Source organism: Micromonospora cabrerizensis (assembly GCF_022230955.1).
Classification (GTDB): domain Bacteria; phylum Actinomycetota; class Actinomycetes; order Mycobacteriales; family Micromonosporaceae; genus Micromonospora; species Micromonospora cabrerizensis.
This window is the reverse complement of sequence record NZ_JAKKFI010000123.1, coordinates 26,163-45,276: the sequence shown is the minus strand read 5'-3', so window position 1 is coordinate 45,276 and position 19,114 is coordinate 26,163. Positions and strand designations below refer to the sequence as shown.

15 protein-coding genes and 2 tRNA genes are annotated in these 19,114 nt (G+C 68.7%); 10 read left to right on the top strand and 7 right to left on the bottom strand.

What is annotated here, in order from left to right; translation table 11 throughout:
• Positions 1-359: 359 nt before the first annotated feature.
• A complete protein-coding gene (locus LADH09A_RS30495; protein WP_238649123.1) occupies positions 360-863 on the top strand; it encodes a sensor histidine kinase in 504 nt (167 codons plus the stop codon).
• 212 nt (positions 864-1,075) lie between these two features.
• A complete protein-coding gene (locus LADH09A_RS30490; RefSeq protein WP_238649122.1) occupies positions 1,076-2,083 on the top strand; it encodes a sugar phosphate isomerase/epimerase family protein in 1,008 nt (335 codons plus the stop codon).
• A 63-nt stretch (positions 2,084-2,146) separates the two neighbouring features.
• Here LADH09A_RS30490 and LADH09A_RS30485 read toward each other — a convergent pair whose 3' ends face one another.
• On the bottom strand, positions 2,147-2,557 hold the full coding sequence (locus LADH09A_RS30485) for a hypothetical protein (RefSeq protein ID WP_238649121.1): 411 nt from the start codon (positions 2,555-2,557) through the stop codon (positions 2,147-2,149).
• Positions 2,558-2,852: 295 nt separating this feature from the next.
• On the opposite strand from LADH09A_RS30485, the gene LADH09A_RS30480 reads away from it, so the two are divergent.
• The 4 genes from LADH09A_RS30480 (at position 2,853) to LADH09A_RS30465 (ending at position 6,578) form a co-directional block, all read left to right on the top strand.
• Positions 2,853-2,925 (top strand) — tRNA-Asn (locus LADH09A_RS30480).
• 109 nt (positions 2,926-3,034) lie between these two features.
• Positions 3,035-5,152: an MMPL family transporter gene (locus LADH09A_RS30475; protein WP_238649120.1), complete on the top strand. Its 2,118-nt coding sequence runs from the start codon at positions 3,035-3,037 to the stop codon at positions 5,150-5,152.
• The gene (locus LADH09A_RS30470; RefSeq protein ID WP_238649119.1) at positions 5,142-6,380 is read left to right on the top strand and encodes an NAD(P)/FAD-dependent oxidoreductase; all 1,239 of its coding nucleotides are present in this window, start codon (positions 5,142-5,144) and stop codon (positions 6,378-6,380) included. Before LADH09A_RS30475 ends, LADH09A_RS30470 begins: the two co-directional genes overlap by 11 nt.
• Positions 6,381-6,501: 121 nt before the next feature.
• Positions 6,502-6,578: transfer RNA gene (locus LADH09A_RS30465), tRNA-Ile, on the top strand.
• A 283-nt stretch (positions 6,579-6,861) separates the two neighbouring features.
• Here LADH09A_RS30465 and LADH09A_RS30460 read toward each other — a convergent pair.
• Together LADH09A_RS30460 and LADH09A_RS30455 are read right to left on the bottom strand one after the other, a co-directional pair.
• The gene (locus LADH09A_RS30460) at positions 6,862-7,260 is read right to left on the bottom strand and encodes a hypothetical protein (RefSeq protein ID WP_238649118.1); all 399 of its coding nucleotides are present in this window, start codon (positions 7,258-7,260) and stop codon (positions 6,862-6,864) included.
• Positions 7,261-7,534: 274 nt separating this feature from the next.
• Positions 7,535-7,831, bottom strand: a complete 297-nt coding sequence (locus LADH09A_RS30455; RefSeq protein WP_372492385.1) for a hypothetical protein — start codon at positions 7,829-7,831, stop codon at positions 7,535-7,537.
• Positions 7,832-9,119: 1,288 nt separating this feature from the next.
• Here LADH09A_RS30455 and LADH09A_RS30450 point away from each other — a divergent pair.
• Entirely contained in the window at positions 9,120-9,818 is a 699-nt protein-coding gene (locus LADH09A_RS30450) for an AfsR/SARP family transcriptional regulator (protein WP_238649117.1), read from the top strand.
• A 12-nt stretch (positions 9,819-9,830) separates the two neighbouring features.
• Here LADH09A_RS30450 and LADH09A_RS30445 read toward each other — a convergent pair whose 3' ends face one another.
• Positions 9,831-11,204, bottom strand: coding sequence for an AAA family ATPase (locus tag LADH09A_RS30445; protein ID WP_238649116.1), 1,374 nt, complete (start codon positions 11,202-11,204; stop codon positions 9,831-9,833).
• Positions 11,205-12,095: 891 nt separating this feature from the next.
• Here LADH09A_RS30445 and LADH09A_RS30440 point away from each other — a divergent pair.
• Genes LADH09A_RS30440 through LADH09A_RS30430 form a run of 3 tightly spaced genes read left to right on the top strand, consistent with a single transcriptional unit; the run spans position 12,096 to position 14,798 of the window.
• Complete coding sequence (locus tag LADH09A_RS30440) at positions 12,096-12,854, top strand: ATP-binding cassette domain-containing protein (RefSeq protein ID WP_372492386.1); 759 nt, start codon at positions 12,096-12,098, stop codon at positions 12,852-12,854.
• A complete protein-coding gene (locus LADH09A_RS30435) occupies positions 12,851-14,110 on the top strand; it encodes a hypothetical protein (protein WP_238649114.1) in 1,260 nt (419 codons plus the stop codon). The genes LADH09A_RS30440 and LADH09A_RS30435 overlap by 4 nt, the downstream gene beginning before the upstream one ends.
• Complete coding sequence (locus tag LADH09A_RS30430) at positions 14,100-14,798, top strand: hypothetical protein (RefSeq protein WP_238649113.1); 699 nt, start codon at positions 14,100-14,102, stop codon at positions 14,796-14,798. Before LADH09A_RS30435 ends, LADH09A_RS30430 begins: the two co-directional genes overlap by 11 nt.
• 30 nt (positions 14,799-14,828) lie before the next feature.
• Here the strand turns inward: LADH09A_RS30430 and LADH09A_RS30425 are convergent, their stop codons facing one another.
• The 3 genes from LADH09A_RS30425 to LADH09A_RS30415 form a co-directional block, all read right to left on the bottom strand.
• Complete coding sequence (locus LADH09A_RS30425) at positions 14,829-14,996, bottom strand: hypothetical protein (protein WP_238649112.1); 168 nt, start codon at positions 14,994-14,996, stop codon at positions 14,829-14,831.
• Between the two features lie 78 nt (positions 14,997-15,074).
• Complete coding sequence (locus LADH09A_RS30420; protein WP_238649111.1) at positions 15,075-15,530, bottom strand: hypothetical protein; 456 nt, start codon at positions 15,528-15,530, stop codon at positions 15,075-15,077.
• 226 nt (positions 15,531-15,756) lie between these two features.
• Complete coding sequence (locus LADH09A_RS30415) at positions 15,757-18,981, bottom strand: CBM96 family carbohydrate-binding protein (protein WP_238649110.1); 3,225 nt, start codon at positions 18,979-18,981, stop codon at positions 15,757-15,759.
• Between the last annotated feature and the right edge of the window lie 133 nt (positions 18,982-19,114).

The following is a 19,114-nucleotide window of genomic DNA, read 5'->3' as shown; positions in this document are numbered from 1 at the left end:
CCACCCCAAGGCGTGCCCCCCCCCTCTCCGTCTGCGCCCTCAGGGTCGCTCTCTAACTGCCTCGGCCCCTCCCGCTCCAGCGCCGACCATGCCGGGCCGGGTGTGCCCCGACCGGCCGGGTTCGTCGGCTCTGGTTGAGCGGCGAGGCTCGGGGAGCGGTGTCACCCGCGAGCGCTATACCTGTGAGTCATAGTTATGACTCACAGGTATAGCGCTCGTACCGATGAGTGCCCCGACTCGCAGATCTCGCCCGTCGCACGCGGCCCGTCGACGCGGTGCCGTCGTGAGCGCCGACCGAGTGGGCGCGTTCCGGCGACGCCGGGGACCGGCTCACAGCCGACTGCCGTACCTTGACCTGCATGGGGCGGTTCGCGCAGTGGCGCGGGATGGTGCTGGCGCAGGGACACCGGCTGGGTGACGCGCTGCGCCGGCCCGACGAGCCGGACGACCCGTCCGGGCCGACTCCGAGCCTGAATCGTCTCGACGCGCTGGTGGAGGGCTTCGCCGCCGGTCAGCCGGTGCGGTGGAGCCTCGCCGGGCAACCCCGGCCGCTGCCCGGCCCGGTCGACGTCGTGGCGTACCGGATCATCGAGGAATCGCTGACCAACGCGTGCCGGCACGCCCCGGGCGCACCGGTCGCGGTCCGCCTGCGCTACGACGCCACGGGCATCACCATCGAGGTACGCGACGAGGGCACCGGTGCCGCGCCGTCGGGCGGTCGCGGCCAGAGTGCCGGGCGGGGTCTGCTCGGGGTACGCAGGCGCGCGGAGCGGCTCGGCGGCACGTTCTCGGCCGGCCCGCGCGCCGGCGGGGGTTTCGCCGTGCGGGCCGCGCTGCCCGCACCCGAGGAAATGATCGGATGATCGGCCGACCGCGGGGCTTCCCCGATGGGGTGCTGCGGAAATAAGGTGGGGGTCGGCGACCGTGCTGGTGGCCGGTGACCCGGTGGGAGGCGCAACCCGCCGGGCTCAGGTGTGTTCCGCACCCACCGGTGACCGCTCGAACGCCGTGTACGTCCGGTCACCCTCGCCCCGGTCCGCACCAGGAATCCCCATCACATCAGGGGAGAAGGACAATGGCGCGACCCATCACGCTCTTCACCGGCCAGTGGGCCGACCTTCCGTTCGAGGAGGTCTGCCGGCTCGCCTCCGAGTGGGGCTACGACGGCCTGGAGATCGCCTGCTGGGGCGACCACTTCGAGGTCGACAAGGCGCTCGCCGACGACTCGTACGTCGATCGCAAGCGGGAGACCCTCGCGAAGCACAACCTTGAGGTCTTCACGATCTCCAACCACCTGGTCGGTCAGGCGGTCTGTGACCACCCGATCGACGAGCGGCACCAGGACATCCTGCCCGGCCGGATCTGGGGCGACGGAGAGCCCGAGGGCGTCCGCCAGCGGGCCGCCGAGGAGATCAAGGACACCGCGCGGGCGGCGGCGAAGCTCGGGGTGAAGACCGTCGTCGGCTTCACCGGCTCGTCGATCTGGCACACCCTGGCGATGTTCCCGCCGGTGCCGCCGTCGATGATCGAGCGCGGCTACCAGGACTTCGCCGACCGGTGGAACCCGATCCTCGACGTGTTCGACGAGGTGGGGGTGCGGTTCGCCCACGAGGTGCACCCCAGCGAGATCGCATACGACTACTGGACGACGAAGCGGACGCTGGAGGCCATCGGCAACCGGCCCGCGTTCGGGCTCAACTGGGACCCGTCGCACTTCGTGTGGCAGGAGCTGGACCCGGTGAACTTCATCTTCGACTTCGCCGACCGGATCTACCACGTGGACTGCAAGGACGCGAAGGTGCGCACCGGGGACGGCCGGCGTGGCCGGCTCGCCTCGCACCTGCCCTGGGCCGACCTGCGCCGCGGGTGGGACTTCGTCTCCACCGGGCACGGCGACGTGCCGTGGGAGGACTGCTTCCGCGCGTTGAACGCGATCGGCTACACCGGCCCGATCTCGGTCGAGTGGGAGGACGCCGGCATGGACCGGCTGGTCGGTGCGCCGGAGGCGTTGCAGTTCGTCCGCCGGCTGGCCTTCGACGCCCCGAGCGCCGCCTTCGACGCGGCGTTCAGCAGCAAGGACTGACCGCACCTCGGACAGACCACGGGCCGGTCGCCTGCGGCGACCGGCCCGTGAACGTGCGATTGGTCAGAGCGTGCTGGCGTTCGTGCCCGAGCCGGACGGCTTGGTGCGGGGGTTGGTGGACGACGGCGACCCGGAGGTCGTGCCGACCGTGCTGGTGCCCGCCTTGGCGCCCACGGTTGCGGGCGTGCCGGCGAACGCGTCGTCGGCGGCGGTCAGCTCCTGCTTGCCGGTGCTGCCGTTGCCGTTGCCGTTGCCCAGCTTCTCGCCCAGTTTGGTCTGGCCGAGCTTGTCCTTGCCCTCGCTGTAGAGCTTGTTGGCCTGGGCCTGCGCGACCCCCGCCGCCTCCTGGACGGTCGGGTGGTCGAGCACCTTGCGGCCCCGGACCACGAGCTCCTCATACTTTTCCCGGCCGGCACGGGCGCCCAGGACGAATCCCGCAGCCAGCCCGCCAAGAAACATGATCTTTCCGCGCATGGCGGCTCCTTCCGTACCTGACGCGCCTGTCGCCCCGTCGAGTTGCCCCGTCGGAAGGCGACCAATTCGCGCCTGCGTCCTCTGTCCGCAGCTAACTACCCATCCTGCTCTCCGCTCAAGCATGCTTGTGCCGGGATGGCGATTTAGCCCGATTGTCGATGCCTCGCTTACCCTGACCTGCGTGTCTTGATCATCGAGCCGTCGGGCGGAACCCACTGGACCACCACCGGGGAATGTCCTGTACTCTTGTCCCGTCGCACGGCGTCGGCGAGATCCGATGCCGAGCGGTGCACGATCCCCTGTAGCTCAATTGGCAGAGCAGCCGGCTGTTAACCGGCAGGTTATTGGTTCGAGTCCAATCGGGGGAGCTTCTCCACCCAACGCCCGTCGGCCCCCGGCCGACGGGCGTCTTCGTGTGCGCGGCTCCGGTTTCGCCCTCCCTCGGCCTGTCTGCCCGGCAGGATGGGGTGAGTGCGGATGTCCGGACGAGGCGGCAGGGCCACACTGATCGCGGTGGTGGTCGTGCTGGCCTGGCTGGTGATCGGTGGCGTGGCCGGCCCGTACGCCGGACGCCTCAGCGAGGTCGCCACCAACGACAACGCCGCGTTCCTGCCCACCGACGCCGAGGCGACCCGCGCCCAGGGCCTCGCCGGTGAGTTCGTCGACCGGCAGACCATCCCTGCTCTGGTCGTCTACGAGCGGCCCTCCGGGATCACCGACGCCGACCGGCAGCGGGTGAGCGCCGACGCGGCCCGGTTCGCCCAGGTGCCCGGCGTGGTCACCCCGCTGCCCCCGCCCATCCCCAGCGAGGACGGCCAGGCACTCCAGGTCGTCGTACCCGTGGACGACGCCGAGGGCGAGGAGATCGGCACGGTCGTCGAACAGTTGCGCGACATCACCGGCGCGGACCGGGACGGCCTCACCGTGGACGTCTCCGGACCGGCCGGCCTGCTCGCCGACCTGATCGAGGTGTTCGCCGCCATCGACGGGCCACTGCTGCTGGTCACCCTGGTCGTGGTGCTGATCATCCTGCTGGTCGTCTACCGCAGCCCGGTGCTCTGGATCTTTCCGCTGTTGGCCGCCGGGATGTCGTACGCCCTCGCCTCGGTGTTCGTCTACCTGCTCGCCGACGCCGACGTGGTGAAGCTCAACGGGCAGGCCCAGGGCATCCTCACCGTGCTGGTCTTCGGCGCGGGCACCGACTACGCGCTGCTGCTGATCGCCCGCTACCGGGAGGAGCTGCACCGCCACGACCGCCCCTGGGACGCCATGCGCACCGCGTGGAAGGGCGCCGCGCCGGCCATCATCGCGTCCGGCGGCACGGTCATCGTCAGCCTGCTGTGCCTGCTGCTGTCCAGCCTCAACTCCAACCGGGCGCTGGGCCCCGTCGCCGCCATCGGCATCGCCGCCACCCTGCTGGTGATGCTCACCTTCCTGCCCGCGCTGCTGGTGCTCGGCGGCCGTTGGGCGTTCTGGCCCCGGCGGCCCCGGGAGGATCAGGCCGACCCACGCGCCGAGCACGGCATCTGGAGCCGCATCGCCGGCTTCGTGGCCCGGCACGCCCGACCGATCTGGCTGAGCACAGCGGTCGTGCTGGCCGTCCTCACGCTCGGGCTCACCCAGCTCGGTGCCACCACCCTCGGCCAGTCCGACCTGTTCACCCAGCGCACCGACTCGGTCGACGGCCAGGAGGTGATCGCCCGGCACTACCCGGCCGGCACGGGCAGCCCGGCCACCATCTTCACCACCGAACAGACCGCCCGGCAGGTCGCCCAGGTGGCGCAGGGCGTGCCCGGCGTCGCCGACGTCCGCCCGCTCACCACCGGCCCGCAGACCGGCCCACCCGAGGAGAACGCCACCTCCAAGGTCATCGACGGGCGGGTGCAACTGGAGGCCACCCTGGCCGACCCGCCCGACAGCGACGGCGCCGAGCGGACCATCCGTGAGCTGCGGGTGGCCGTACACCAGGTGCCCGGCGCGGACGCCGTCGTCGGCGGCTTCACCGCGATCAACGTGGACACCTCGGACGCCGCGAAGCGCGACCAGAACGTCATCATCCCGGTGGTGCTGCTGGTCATCGCGGTCATCCTGGCCCTGCTGCTGCGCGCGCTGCTCGCCCCGGTGCTGCTGATCGCCACCGTCCTGCTCAGCTTCGCGGCGACCCTCGGCCTCTGCGCGCTGCTGTTCCGCCACGTGTTCGACTTTCCCGGCGTGGACTCGTCGTTCCCGCTGTTCGCGTTCGTGTTCCTGGTCGCGCTCGGCATCGACTACAACATCTTCCTGATGAGCCGGGTACGGGAGGAGTCGGTCAAGCGCGGCACCCGCGCCGGTGTGCTGGCCGGCCTCGCCGTGACCGGAGGGGTGATCACCTCCGCCGGCATCGTGCTCGCCGCGACCTTCTCCGCCCTCGCCGTGCTGCCCCTCGTGGTGCTCGTCGAGTTGGGTACGGCGGTCGCGATCGGGGTACTGATCGACACGATCATCGTCCGGTCGCTGCTGGTGCCCGCACTCGCGTACGACATCGGGCCGAAGATCTGGTGGCCGGGCCGGTTGTCCCGGGCGAACGGTGAGCGGGAGGCGCGCGATGCTGGCTGAGACCGACGTGGTCGTCGTCGGCGGTGGCCTGGCCGGCCTCGCCGCCGCCCGCCGGCTGCACCGCGCCGGCGTGCCCTGGCGGTTGGTGGAGGCCAGCGGACGACTCGGCGGCCGGGTCGCCACCGACGTGGTCGACGGGCACCTCATCGACCGGGGTTTCCAGGTGCTCAACACCGCCTACCCCCGGCTCGGCACGCTGCTCGACACCGACCGGCTCGACCTCGGGTACTTCACCTCCGGCGTGCTGGTGCGCAAGGGCGACGACCTGCTGCGGCTGGTCAACCCGTTGCGGGAGCCGACCGGCGCCCCCGGCACCGCGCTCGCCGGCATCGGCTCCCTGCGTGACCGACTGCGCTTCGCCGCTCTCGCCACCGGCTGCGCCACCCTGCCCACGTCCCGGCTGCTCGCCGCACCGGAGACCAGCACCGAGACCGCGCTACGCCGGGCGGGCCTCTCCGACGCGATCATCGAGGAGCTGCTGCGGCCGTTCCTGTCCGGCGTGTTCATCGACCGGGAACTGGCCACGTCCAGCCACGTCCTCGCGATGGTGCTGCGGTCGTTCGCCCGCGGCCGGATCGGCCTGCCCGCCGAGGGAATGGCCGCGCTGCCCCTGGCCATCGCCGACCCGCTCCCCGCCGACCTGCTCGACCTGGACACCCCGGTCGCGGAGGTCGCCCCCGGTCGGGTCCGCACCCAGGCCGGCGACATCCGCTGCCGGGCCGTCGTGGTCGCCGTCGACCCACCCGCCGCGTCCGCGCTGCTGCCGGCCCTGGCGACGGTACGCATGCACAGCTACACCACCTACTACCACAGCGCGCCCGAGCCGCCGCTGACCGAACCGATCCTGCTCGTCGACGGCGACCGGCGTGAGATCGTGGCGAACACGGTGGTGCTCAGCAACGCCGCCCCGACGTACGCGCCCACCGGACGACACCTCGTCGCGACGTCGGTGGTCGGCCCGAGCGCCCCACCCGAGCCGACCGTACGGGCCGAGTTGACCCGGCTGTACGGCAACTCCACCGCCGACTGGACCCACCTCACCACACTGGCCGTCCCGAACGCGCTGCCCGCCGCGCCACCTCCGCAGGGGCGGCTACGCAAGCCCGTGTCGTTGGGAGAAGGGCTGTTCGTCGCCGGTGACCACCGGGACAGCCCGTCCATCCAGGGCGCTCTCGCCAGTGGCTGGCGCGCGGCCGGCGAGGTGCTGGAGGAGCTGCGCGCCGGCTGACGGGCGCACCCCAGCGCGCTGTTATATTCCTGTAGCCCATCGTGCTGGTGCAGGCGTGGGCGCCGGCCGGCTCGGTGCTGGCTGCTGATCGCCGAGCGGGATAAGATCCGGCGCGGTGTTCGGGGCGGTAGCTCAGCCGGTTAGAGCAGGGGACTCATAATCCCTCGGTCGCGGGTTCGAGTCCCGCCCGCCCCACCAGCCGTTTTCCTGGTCAGCCATGCTGCCGACGACCCGGGCGAACCGCGTCGAGGTCCGGGCCAACGCTCTCAGTCCCGCACTGAGTCCGCAGCCGCACGACCCGCCGCCCGGTCGAGGCGGTCCGCCACCTGGTCCAGGTCGTCCTCGAACAGGTCCGCGTACACGTCCAGCGTCATGGCCGCCGAGGCGTGCCTGGTCTACTGCACTCAGCTTGGCGAGCCGGGTTTGTTTAGTCTCACCTGATGCTTGACAGATCCGTCCCAGCACATGCTTTACACATCGCCTAGCAGCTCCCAAGGATGCGCTCCACGTCCGCGCCCGCCTGAACGACCACGGCGTCGGCGCGAAGTTCCTCGGGAAGGTGGCACCGCTGACTTTCGTGCGCGAGCAGGGCGGGGCGGCCAGGTGGAAGCACAACAGCATCGGCGAGTCCGACGAACTTGACGAGCAGGTCGAGAACGGCGCCCACGGAGAACCGGCTGATCATGAGACTGTCGAGCGTGTCGTCGGCAAGGGTGGCGTAGAGGTCTGCGGTGCCGCCGTCGTCGGCGCTGATGTGCCAGTAGCTGTGCTGAGGCTCCCGACGGTCGGCCCTCGGCGCAAAGACGGCCAGGAAGGCATCACCCGCCATTGGGGCGGCATCGCCCTGCTCGAACCGCTGAACGAACATGTCGTAGCTCACCAGGGCAAGTTAGCGCCTCGACCAGAACGATCATGTCAAGCATCTAGCGGGACGCAGGTGTCAAGCATCAGCCCGTGACGGGACAGCTTGGCGAGCCGGTTTCACTGCCGAATTGACCTCTTAAGAATCAAGGCGGCCCGCAAGCGGGCCGCGTCGGCCCGGCCCCGGCCTGCTGGCGACCTTCGGCCGGCATCGGCCGGGCCGGCCGGCCACACTGCGCACCGATTGCCTGTTGTCGATGGTGGTACTGCTGCTCTGCTCGTTGGCGGCAGGTTCAGTCGCCCAGGAACCACAGATAGCGGTGCGGTCCCATCCGAGCGACCTCGCAGAGCCGGCGGATTTCCGCTCGGCTCTCGTCATGCAGCGCATGGCCGGACGGCAAGCGGTCCAACTCGTCAATCAGGAGCGGTAGCTGACGTTCGTTGAACATCGTGTCCAGGAAGGCGCAGAGGCCACTGAGCATGGGATAGGCCGACGGGTCGAGATCGATCAGCTCCTGCGACCAGTCGAAGCCTCGGGCTCCCCGGGAAAGGATCTCCCCCTGCTCTGTCCTCACCTGCATATCGATCACGACTTCACCGTAGGTGGGACGGCGAGACGTCTACTACTGGGGCTCCGCCCCGGACCCCGGCCTTCCCCTCGGAGATCAGCGAAGAACGGGTGGGGCGGGGCTCCCCTCGCCCAGGCACCACGAGGGCTACGCGAGAGCCCCCGGTCGCGCCAAGGCCAAGCCGCTCCGCGGCCGCCTAGGGCGAGCCTTGACACGACCGGGGAACCTCGCACAGGGACAAGCCTGCCTGACCGAGGAGATCCCGTTTCGACGTGCGTGGGGATGACATCCCCAGGCGATCGTGCCAACCACGTGCCAGTAGCCGGTACCCCAGACGGTCAACAGAGGGCATGAGCGGTCACGTGGCTACGTCCTCGACCTGGCCCACCACGGCCTTGTCGGCGCTGATCTTCGTCCTTCCAAACTGACGGTCTGGGTTCCGCGGGCAGCTTGAAACTAGTCTCCACCGCCACCCCGCGCCCCCATCCGGCGGAGGGTAATGCATGTGGTCAAGCGGCCCGTCGTCGGACCGGGAGTCTCGTGGCCTGAACAGACTGATCACCATGAGCACCAGGCGGGTCAGCAGAATCGCGACGACGACAACAAGCCCCGCCGTCTCAACCACTAGAAGGCCATCCGGGCAGCTCGCCGGGTCGCCGATCTTGATCTCATAATCCTTCGGTCGCGGGTTCGAGTCCCGCCCGCCCCACCAGCCGTTTTCCCTGTTCAGCCATGCCGCCGGCGTCTCCGACGAGCGGCTTGCTCCACGCGAGGACGCGTCGGCATCACCGCCTGTCGGCATCACCGCGCCCACCGCAGCGGGTGGGACCAGAGCGTCGCAGGTTCCGACCGCCGGAAATCGCGGGTCGCGGTGCGCGGGTCGGGTGGGTCTTTGGCGGCGTGGCCCGGGTGGCGATGTCTCCGGCCGTTTCACGCCGTCGAGGAAACAACGCACGAGCGTTGGAATGCCATCCTCTGATCCAGGGCCGGGCGGACAGGCTGCTCATGGTGAAAAGACTGATAAGTCCGGCGGATGCTGGCAAAGCGGGCACGGCCGGGTTGGTGCGAAGTGGCCGTTCTGTAATTGGTCAACCAGGGCTCTGAACAGCGGCTATCCCGTTCTCTAGCGGCCTTGCTCCGAGCGGAACCGAGCCCTGCGGTGGACATCGGTACGTCTCATTTGATGTACTCGTATCAAGCTACACGGGGAGCGGCAATGTTAGGCATACTAGGTCCGTTGTGTATCGCGAACGAAGCGAGGAACGCGAAGATAACTTCCTCGAAGGCTCGCGCCCTTGCCGTCGCGCTCATGCTTGATGCCCGGCAGCATATTAACCTCGACGCATTGACGGAGGCGCTCTGGGAAAACCAGATATCGTCAGCCGCTGCGAATGTGCGAAACTACGTCGCCCTGATTCGGGGCGCCCTGAGAAGTGTGGACGAGCGGTTGGGTGATTCGCTCCTGACGGTTCCGGGAAACGGTGTCGGGCTGAAAGCGTCTTATCAACTGGATGTCGACCCGGAAATTATCGACGTGCACACGTTCCGCGCTCTTGCGACACAGGGTCAGCGCGAGTTTCGGGCGAGAAACACGAAGGCCGCCGCCGTGACGCTGGAGCGAGCGCTCCAATTGTGGCGCGGTCCGGCCGGGATCGACGTGGCTGGTTCCAGCCGCCTGAGAAGGCGCCTGGACGCGCTCGACGAACAGCGGATCGGCACCCAGGAATGCCTAATGTTCGCACAGTTCGCGCAGGGCCACGCGTCATCCATTATCCCCAACGTCCGGGACGTTCTGGCCGCTGACCCTCTCCGGGAACCGTGCTGGATGCTGCTGATGAAGGCCCTTTACGCAGGAGGCTCGGTTTCCGCCGCGCTCAACGCCTACCAGCAGGCGAGGACCGCACTCAGCGAGGAACTGGGCATCGAGCCGTCGTCCGAACTGCAGGAGTTGCACGTCGCGATCCTTCGGGGCGACGAGGTTTCGTCACCCCAGATGGGTTCAACATAGCCCGCGAGACGATTACCGGCGTTTTCCGAAAGCCGATCTGCTGTCGTGCAACTCGTCGAGCGCTCGCATGACGTGGCCGACGTCCGCCCGGGCATCTCCGCTTGTCGCCGCCAACAGTTCGGCCCGGCGGCCCAGTTCAGCGAAGAATGAGGCACTGACGCCGGAGGTTGAGGCGACGATTCTGCTCACATCGGTGTCACTCAGCAGGAGCGCTCTTCCGTACAGCGCCAGCAGCCGGGACCTGCCCGTCTCGTCCGGCAGCGGAACCTCGACCAGGAGGTCCACGCGACCGGGGCGTTGCACCAGAGCCTCCTCGACCACCTCCAGCCGGTTGGTGGTGAGCAGGAAGGTGACGTCCGCATCCTCCGCCATCCCATCCATCATGTTCAGCATCTCCGCCAGGAAGGGATTGGTCAGCGCCGCGGAGGGGTGCTCACGCCCCTGGGCGACGAGATCCACGTCTTCGAGCACCACGATGGCCGGCTCGAGCGTCCTGGCGAGCGTGCACGCCTCCCGGATGAACTGCGCGGAGAAGCCGGTGACGATCAGAACCGTCGCGGCCGGTGCCCGGCCGATCAGATGTCGCAGGGTGTGGGTCTTGCCGGTGCCGGGCGGTCCGTAGAGAACGACACCTCTCCTGAGCCTGTGGCCGGCGGATTGGAGGCGGGCACGGTGCTCAGTCGTGCCGACAACGTGTCTGTGCAGGGCTTTCAGCGCGCCGGGCGGGAGGATCACGTCGGCCTGGTCGACCTCCGGCCGGCGATGGAACCGTAGTGGTCCCAGACCGTCGGCGAACTCGTGTGACTCGAACGAGAGAACCTGACCACGGAAGACGCTGTGTTCGACCGCCAGTTTCCGGATGGTGTCCAGGAACCTTCTCGCCACATCCACGTCAGCGGTGAGCACCTCCAACTGCACCTGTTGCGAACCGGTGCGGCGCGCGCCGACGCGCATCAGGACGACGAGGCGGTCGTCCGACGAGACGACCAACAGGAGTCCGAAGCTCACGCATGTCATGTCCGTGTCGACGGCAACCGGAACCGAAACGTAGTCGACGGCGCCCACCTCGAACTGCTGATGACGGCCTGTGGCGTTCACGATGTCGGCCAAGCCGTGGTGCTCGCGGTTGGCGCCACTGATCCCCAGCAGGTCGGCTGTCCTCCCCGGCGCGTCGAGGTACGCGTCAAGCGCCACCTGAACGTTGGGGTGCTCAAACACGGGAAACGAGTCGGTCAACACCGGGAGTCCGTCGGGTTCCCTTCCCAGGTGCGACTCGAGCTGTTGCCGCAGCGCGGAGGGCTTCTCGGCTGGGGCAAGCCGGGAAACCGCGGTCATGAAGGCCCGGAACTGCCGAGCAAAGTCGGCCGCGTCGAAGTCGTCCGTCATCACTTGACAGAGGCTACCGGCTGGTTGGACGACGCCGGAGCGCACCCCATTATCCATCGAGGTTGATCTTCGTGACTTTTTGCGAGGAAGTGGGCCGGATGCGCAGCGAGTGCTCGCCGTATGCGGCCTCTATGCGAGCCCGTGACAGGATTTTTCACATCAGCCACCAGAAAGGAAGTCAAGCATGAGGTTGCGATCTGCCATTGCAGGAGCGGCGTTAATCGCTGGCGTGGGTATAGCGGCTGCGGCGCCCGCCCAAGCGGCTATCTCACAAAGCCAGGACGGCACGACGTGCGTGACCGACCACCGGGACACCGCTGCTTGGACCAATTGCAGCGGAGGAAGTGGCACCTGGAAGATCTACGTCGAGTGCGACTGGCAGGCCGACCACACCGGTGACTGGCACACCGGTGGTGGAAGCGACAGCTACGAGTGTTGGAACGAAGTTCTTGGCGCCAATGTCCGTTGGCGCTGACTGCGCCTTTTAGACTCCAACCACGAGGAGGCACGTTGAAGCGAGCAATGGCACTGGTCGGCGTTACCGCGGCCGCATTCCTGTCTTTCGGCGCCCCCGCCGGCGCCGCAGTCACCGAGACGGTTGACGGAACCACCTGCACCAGCGACTATCGGAATACTGCGGGCTGGACGGACTGCCGCGGTGGCGACGGCACCTGGCGTCTCTGGGTCGAGTGTGACTACCAGGGCGACTATACTTCCAGCTGGAAGACCGGTCCCGGGCAGAGGGCCTACGAATGCTGGAACAAGGCAACCGGCGCAGGGGTCGACTGGCAGTAGTGTGAGAGCGAATTGAGGTGCGGCCGGAAACGGCCGCACCTCAATTCAGGCCGTCAGCATAAGGAGACTGATCACGTGGTAAAGGTCGATACCAGTATCGTCGCCATCGACGCGCGGGAGCTCCGCCAAGGGTACGGATCGCGGCGCGTCATCGAGGGGCTGGACTTACAGTTCGGGAAAGGCGTGCTGGGTCTGCTCGGCCCGAACGGCGCGGGGAAGACCACTCTCCTGCGGACCTTGGCCACCGTCGTTCCCGCACAGTCAGGACAGCTGCGCATCCTCGGCTCGCCGGTGGACTCCGTCGCGGACGCGCGCCGAGTTCGTCGGGACATCGGCTACCTGCCGCAGGACTTCGGCTACTTCGGCTCCTTCACCGTGCGGGAGTTCGTCCGATACGCCGCCTGGCTCCGGGAGCTGCCCACCGCGGATACCGCAGCCGCGGTCGACGACGCTCTGGCGATGGTCGATCTCTCCGACCGGGCCACCACCCGCCTCAAGGCGCTGTCCGGCGGCATGTTGCGGCGCTGCGGGATCGCGTCGGCCATCGTCGGTACGCCGAAGCTCGTTATCCTCGACGAGCCCACCGTCGGCCTGGACCCACTGCAGCGTATGGAGTTCCGCCTCCTGATCAGGAGGTTGGCCGCCACGTGCGCCGTTGTCGTCAGTACGCATCTCGTCGAGGATGTCGGGATGATGTGCACCGAGGTGGCAGTGATGGTGCAGGGCCGCATCACCTTCCTCGACACCCCCGACATGCTCGCCGCAGGCGCAGCTGACGACGCAATCGGCGACTCGCCACTGGAGCGGGGTTACACCACCCTGCTGGCCGCCTCGGGCGAGAGGAGCGACAAGTGATCGGAATCCTGCTGATCGAGCTGCGGCGATCACCGATGCGCTGGTTGTTTGTCCCGCTCGTCGTCCTGGGTACGGTGCTGTTGTTCGGTCTCGACCGGGAGTGGATCGGCGTCTGGCCACAGACGAGTGCCTATGCCCAGCGACCGGTGATGTTTCTCAGCGCGGCAGCCGCAGCCGCAGCCGCGTGGTCGTCCGGTCGCGCCGCTCGGCAGGGTATGGCGGACCGCATCTCCGCAAGTGCTCGCCGGCCGGAGATCGTGGAAGCGATGCGGATCGCCGCGACCGGGGCGTACGCCATCGCCGCCTACGCCGCGGTGGTCGTTGCCGCAGTCGTGACCACCGCCCTGGCCACCGACGACATCGCCATCTGGCCGAGCTATCTGCTGCTGGGTGCGACGACGATCATCACCGCGACAGCCATCGGTGATTTGGCCGGTCGTCACCTGCACACCAAGATTGCCGCGCCGATCGCCGGAGCGGGAGTACTCGTTGTCGTCTTCGCCACCACCTCTCAGCCGGTCTTCTCCTTCGTCGTGCTTTCCGGTAGGCCGCAGGTGGAGTTGACTCCGCGCGCCCTCGCCGCCCGAACGTTCCTGTCGGTCGTCGCCGTGGTCGCCGCCGTGGTCTGGTCGCCCAGAACGCCCTTGAGCCGGCAGTTCCGGCTCCCAGCGGTCCAGCGCGTCGGGGCCGCACTCGTCGCGGTTGTCGTCGGTGGCCTCGCCGTCACCGGTGTCGCCGCTGCGGGGGAGGTCTCCCGCCCTCGTGACGCTCCCGCCGAGCCGCGATGCGCCGGGACGAACATCCGGGTGTGCGTCTGGCCGGAGAACCGCAAGTACCTCCCACACGCCCTGGACCTCGCCGAACGGATCACGGCGGCCACGGCGATGACGCCGAAGCCGGTCACCTCGATCACCTTCGTCGAGGAGGGACTGCGCCGCTCACCGACCGGCCAGGACGACGGGTTCCCGCTCGGCATCACCGACTTCTCGACGGCGTACATGATGACCCTGCAGATGCTCCCGCCGTTCGGCACGTGCGAGTCCTACGACTCGCCACAGACGCAGTCCTGGACGGAGGCGTGGATCCGGGTCATGGATTGGATTCTGGTCGGCAGCGCCGGCCCGATCGTCGCGCAGCGGTTGCCCGCCGGAAGGTTGGCTGCGGCGACAGACCTGAGAAGTCTGGCTGAAGACCAGCAGAGAGCTGCCGTTGCAGGGCTCTACCGCATCCTGGAGGGACCGTACTGTGACGCTTGATTTGGCACAGGCCAGGGCTTTCCTGAGGCCTCGTCGGCTTGCCATGATCTTGCCCGCGATGGTCGTCGCCTCGGCTCCGGGGGCATTCTGGGGGCAACAGGCTGTCGACGTGCCGCAACTGTCGGGCCAACCCAATACGCCCATGCTCGGTGCCCTGCTACTGCCGCTGCCGCTCGCCTGTCTCGTAGTAGCCGCCCTGCACAGTGACATGAACGAGATGGAGCAGCGGGCCGCGCGCAACCTGCGTCGTCTCGAGGTCGCGCAGGTCGCGGCCCTTCTGTCGATCGCCGGCGCGCTGCTGACCCTCGCACTTGCGGTCAACAACCAGAACCACGTCATCCTGTTCGCGCTACGGGGCCTGATCCTGTGGACGGGAGTCGGACTTGCTGCCATGCCGCTCATCGGCCGTCAGGTCGCCTGGGCGGCGCCGATGGGGCTCTTCGTCACCATGTCACTCGTCACCCGGGACGCGAACGGTGATGTCCATGTGTGGGCCATCCCCGCCTATCCCATCGATTCGATCGGAGCGTGGGGGATCTCCATCGCCGTGTGCGTCATCGGCATTGTTCTCGCGACATCGGAAACCAACTGGTTGCGAGGGCGATTTCCGAGGCTGAGCAGAACGCGACCGGTCACAGCGGCGCGGCACCCGGGCGCGCCCGGAAAGGTGGACCTGGAACGACTGTAGGGAGCACAGCCTCGGGCACCCGCTCGTCGGTCAGGTTTGGTGCAGCACCGCCCGGTAGCCCCACGACGCCGCGACGATCAGCACCGCGATCCCCACCACCAACGGGCACCAGCGACCACGCGGGCGGGCAAGGGCGACGACGACGGTCGCGACGTACAGCACCGCGACGACAGCCGTCCAGACTGTCGCGGTGGACACGCGATCGGCGATCCGGCAGCCGGCGGGTGCAGGCAGGACGGCCGGGCATCGGTCGGACCAGCCCGGCGGATAACTGCCTCACAGCTTCTCGGCACCGAGCTTTCGTCGTGCGGCCGACTGGTAGGCACTGACCACGAGGGACAGGTCAGCTCGTGCCTCGCGCCAGTCATCCCTGGGCCACTGCTTTGTACGGGCTTGCCTGGCCAGATGGACGAGTTGCCCGTCCAAGCGGCGGGCGACATCCACGATGTCACGATCTTCAAGCAGTTGGACCTGGGCCAAGCGCGAGTTGATGCGGTCCTCCAGGTCCCGGGCCTTCACCTCGATCTGATCCTTCTCATCGAGCGGCGCCCGAGCCAGGTTGCCGAGGTGGAGAACAAGAGCATGGGAGGCAGCGAAGAAGCCCGCCAGTCGCTCGGCTCTGTCCGCCCGCTGCTGACGGCGGCGTTCGAGTGAGTACTGGAGCCAAACCACGGCCATAGCCACCACCGCCGAAATCGAGGAAGCCAGAAGAGCCGTTCCCGACTTGCCCACCGGATCAGGCTAGGGCAACAGGACCTCGGGGCTCTGCCCGGAACCCGGCCCTCCGCAGAGATGCCGCCGACCACCCCGCCGGGCACCACCTCCGCTGACAGCAACCTTGATCTTCCGCGGGACTGGCGCACCTATGATCGGTGGCCCCCACCAAGGACGCTCGCTCACACCAAAGCCACCCAGCACCCCGCGTTCGACGTCGGCCGGGTCCCTACGCTCCGCTGCCTCAAGAGACCGTCACCTCGAGGAATGGACGCTGGAAGCCGGCCTCCTTGCTGTTGAAGCCGACCCACGGGCCGTGACCCGCCGCCAGTTGTGTGACGCCGATGTTGATGGGCTTGCCGGCGGCCAGTTGCTCCTTGACATAGCTGGTGAGGTCGAGGCGACGCCACATCCTCTGCTCGTCCGAGCCGATCACGCCGATGATCGCCCCCAACTCCGGGCGGTCGGCGCAGGTGATGTCCTCCTCCAGCCACTTCGTGTTCAAGTCCACCCTGAGGACGGCCGACGTGGTGAAGTCCACATTGGGGTCTGCACCCATCCCGCCGTAGAGCCACAGGGTGGCGCTGCGGACCGTGCCGGGGACGGATGTCGGCTCGAACCGGAGATAGCTCAACCGCCGGTAATCAGCATCTACCGTCGGGTCGTTCGGATGGTGGCGGACCTCCAGTTGGGTTCCGAGTCCGAACTTCTTGCCGGCGTCGACGCCGCAGCGGACGAAGGCGTCGTTGGTCGGCGTCATCCGGCGGGCCGGCACGTCCGCGTACGCGTCGGTGGTGTTGGCGTAGATCCGAACCTCGGCGACCACCGTGGAGTTGGTGGACGAGTTGCCCTGCCCGACGAGGCGCACATAGCGGGCGGTGGTCGGCGTGATCGGGTACACCTCGGCGTTGTCCGTGGCGGCGGAGGAGACGGCTCTGGTCGCGGCGGCCTGCCAGTTGGTGCCGTCGGTCGAGGTCAGCAGGTCGAAGGCGAAACTTCGCTGCGAACCGAAGGCGAAGGCGACGTTCACCGCACCGACGGTGCGCTGCGCGCCGAGGTCGACGTCGAGGGTTGAGCCCGCCCAGGTGGTGCCCAGGTCGCCGTCGATGGTGTCCGCGGCGCGGTGGGCGTACTCGCCGGCGGTCACCGAGGCGATGGGCAGCGAGTTGCGGGTCTTCCCCGGCACCCGGAAGTGGACCTTGTAGCTCGGACCGGCGGCCCCGTCCTGGCGGTAGGTGGCCACGGTGGCCGTGCCGGGCACTTCGGCCGCCTGGCTCACCTGGGCGTACCCGCCGCTCTGGCTCACCGGCGTGACCTGCGGGGGGCCGGTGGTGCCGGGGGCGAGCACCACGTCGTACCGGAAGCGGTCCGGCGTGAAACCGGCGACCGGCGCGCCGTCCACGTGCAACCCGGCCAGCTGGGTCGTCGGTGGTGCCGGCAGGGACCAGTTGGCGAGCGGCGTCAGGGACGGCGCCGCCGGCGGCTGCTCGCCGCCGAACAACGGGGTCAGGCGCAGCGCCAGGGTGGCGTTGGTGACACCGGGCAGGTGTACGACGAGCTTCCGGACGCCCGCCTGGGAGTTCTGCCCCGGCGGGTTGGGGCTGCCCGGCATCGGGGCGGGAAGTCCGATGGACATCGTCGCGCCGGCCGGGCCGACGACTTGCACCGCCAGGCGCTCGTCCCCCCGGTGCAGGGTGGCGGACCGCCCGTCCGGGGCCAACACGACGTCGGCGCGGGTGTGCAGGAAGGACCGGTAGTCGATCGCCGCCGTGGACCGTACCTCGTCCTGGACGAGCACCTGACGACGGTCGTCGAAGAGTCGGATGCCGCGTCGGGCCTGCTGAACCCGGCCGCCGTACATCGCGGTCAGGTCGGTGATGGCGTGCCACTGCTGGGGGGAGGAGCCGGTCGACACGATCCGGGCGCCCTGGGCCAGGGCGGTTGTCGGCGTCGGGCCCGCACCCAGCAGCATCGTGTTCTGCCCCTGCGGGTGGTTCACGTAGTGGTCCCACCGGCCGCCGGTGTTGTTCTGCCAGGTGAAGTAGTTGGCGAGGTCGTAGTCGTCCGCGCCGAGTTCCTCGAACCAGCGTGTCCCGGCCGCGTCCAGGACGAACGAACCAGCGTCCAGGTTCTGGTGGCCGGCGACCGGGTCGGACCCGGCTCGCAGCCCCTTCGTCGCGACATGGACGCCGTTCGGATCGTCCCAGTCGCTGCGCGCCGTGGCCACCTCCACGTGCCGGAAGTAGGCATCGGTCGCGGCGGGATGGGTGGTTCCGGTGGCGGTTGCCGGGTCGTACCAGAGGATGTCCAGTGGCGTGGCCCCCTCGTCGGCCCGGGCGGCAGCCCAGGCGGCCCAGTCAGGCCGCTGGTGGCGCTGGGCCAGCCACATCAGATACGGCACCTGCCGGCCCCCGGCGGTCAGTGGGTTGAAGAAGCCCGTACCCCCGTCGCCGTAGTTGAAGAGCGCTCCCTTCGGTCCGCTGATGTGGATGGCGAAGTCACCGGTCTTCGCCAGGCCGGGCAGGCCGGAGACGCCGAAGTCGGTGCCCGTCGCGGTGGTGAAGGCGGCCAGCCAGGTGACCAGGTATTCGGTGGCGAAGAGCCAGTAGGACGGACCTTCGGCGTAGGCGCCGTCGGGGCCGTACTCCGCGATGCCGTACTGGATGGAGCGGACGCTGCCGACCAGCAGATCGTTCACCTTGGTGCGGGCCGTGTCGCCGGCATCGGTGCCGATCGCCAACGCTCCCAGCGCGACACCGTTGCAGACGATGTTCCAGTTGTGCGGCGCGGTGAAGTTCCCTCCGCCCAGCAAGGGCAGGGTCGCATCGATGCCGTGCCTGATGATCGCGTCACGGATCGTCGTCCGGTCGCTTGCGGACAGGGACTGGTAGAACCAGTCGTAGCCGATCGCGAGGGCGTGTGTCATCTGCGCGACGTCGAGGAACCTGCGGTGCGGGTTCCAGGTCTGCAGGCTGGCGGCGGCCAGCAGCTCCGCCCTCGCGCGTTGGGCGTACTCCTGCGGGTTGGTCCCTCCGCTGGGGGAGATGTTCCACACCAGACCCAGCGCGTAGATCCGGCGCTTGACGTCGTCGGCGGTGACCTCCCCGCTCGTCAGCCGCTCGTTGGTCGGCAGCTTCTCCGCGTTGGTGTCGAGCATCCGATCGGCGCGTTCCCGTACCGCGGTGAACCACCGCTGTGCCCGGCTGTCGGTCGTGAGCCGGTTGCGCGCGTTGCCGAAGGTCTCCGCCGTGGCGAGCAGCCGGGGATGCGGCCGGCCGGCGATCCGGGACACGATGTCGGCTGGTGGTTCGATGGCGGCCAGCTGACTGGCAGCCGATCGGCTGCCGGTTGGTCCGGCCCCCGTGGCCGGGCCGGGTGCGGAGACGGCGACCAGGCAGGACGCGCCGAGCACCAGGACGGTCAGCCGAGCGCGCCAGCGGGCAGCCGCAGGCGTGATGACAGTCGACACAGACAACCCCCGTTGAAAGCGTGACGAGCGCGTTGACCGTAGCGAGGGAGGTGTGTCGTCACAAGAGGTCTGCGATCGTTGGCGACTCGCGCGGAGCATCGACGCGCCAACAACCGGAGCCGTGAGGATCCAT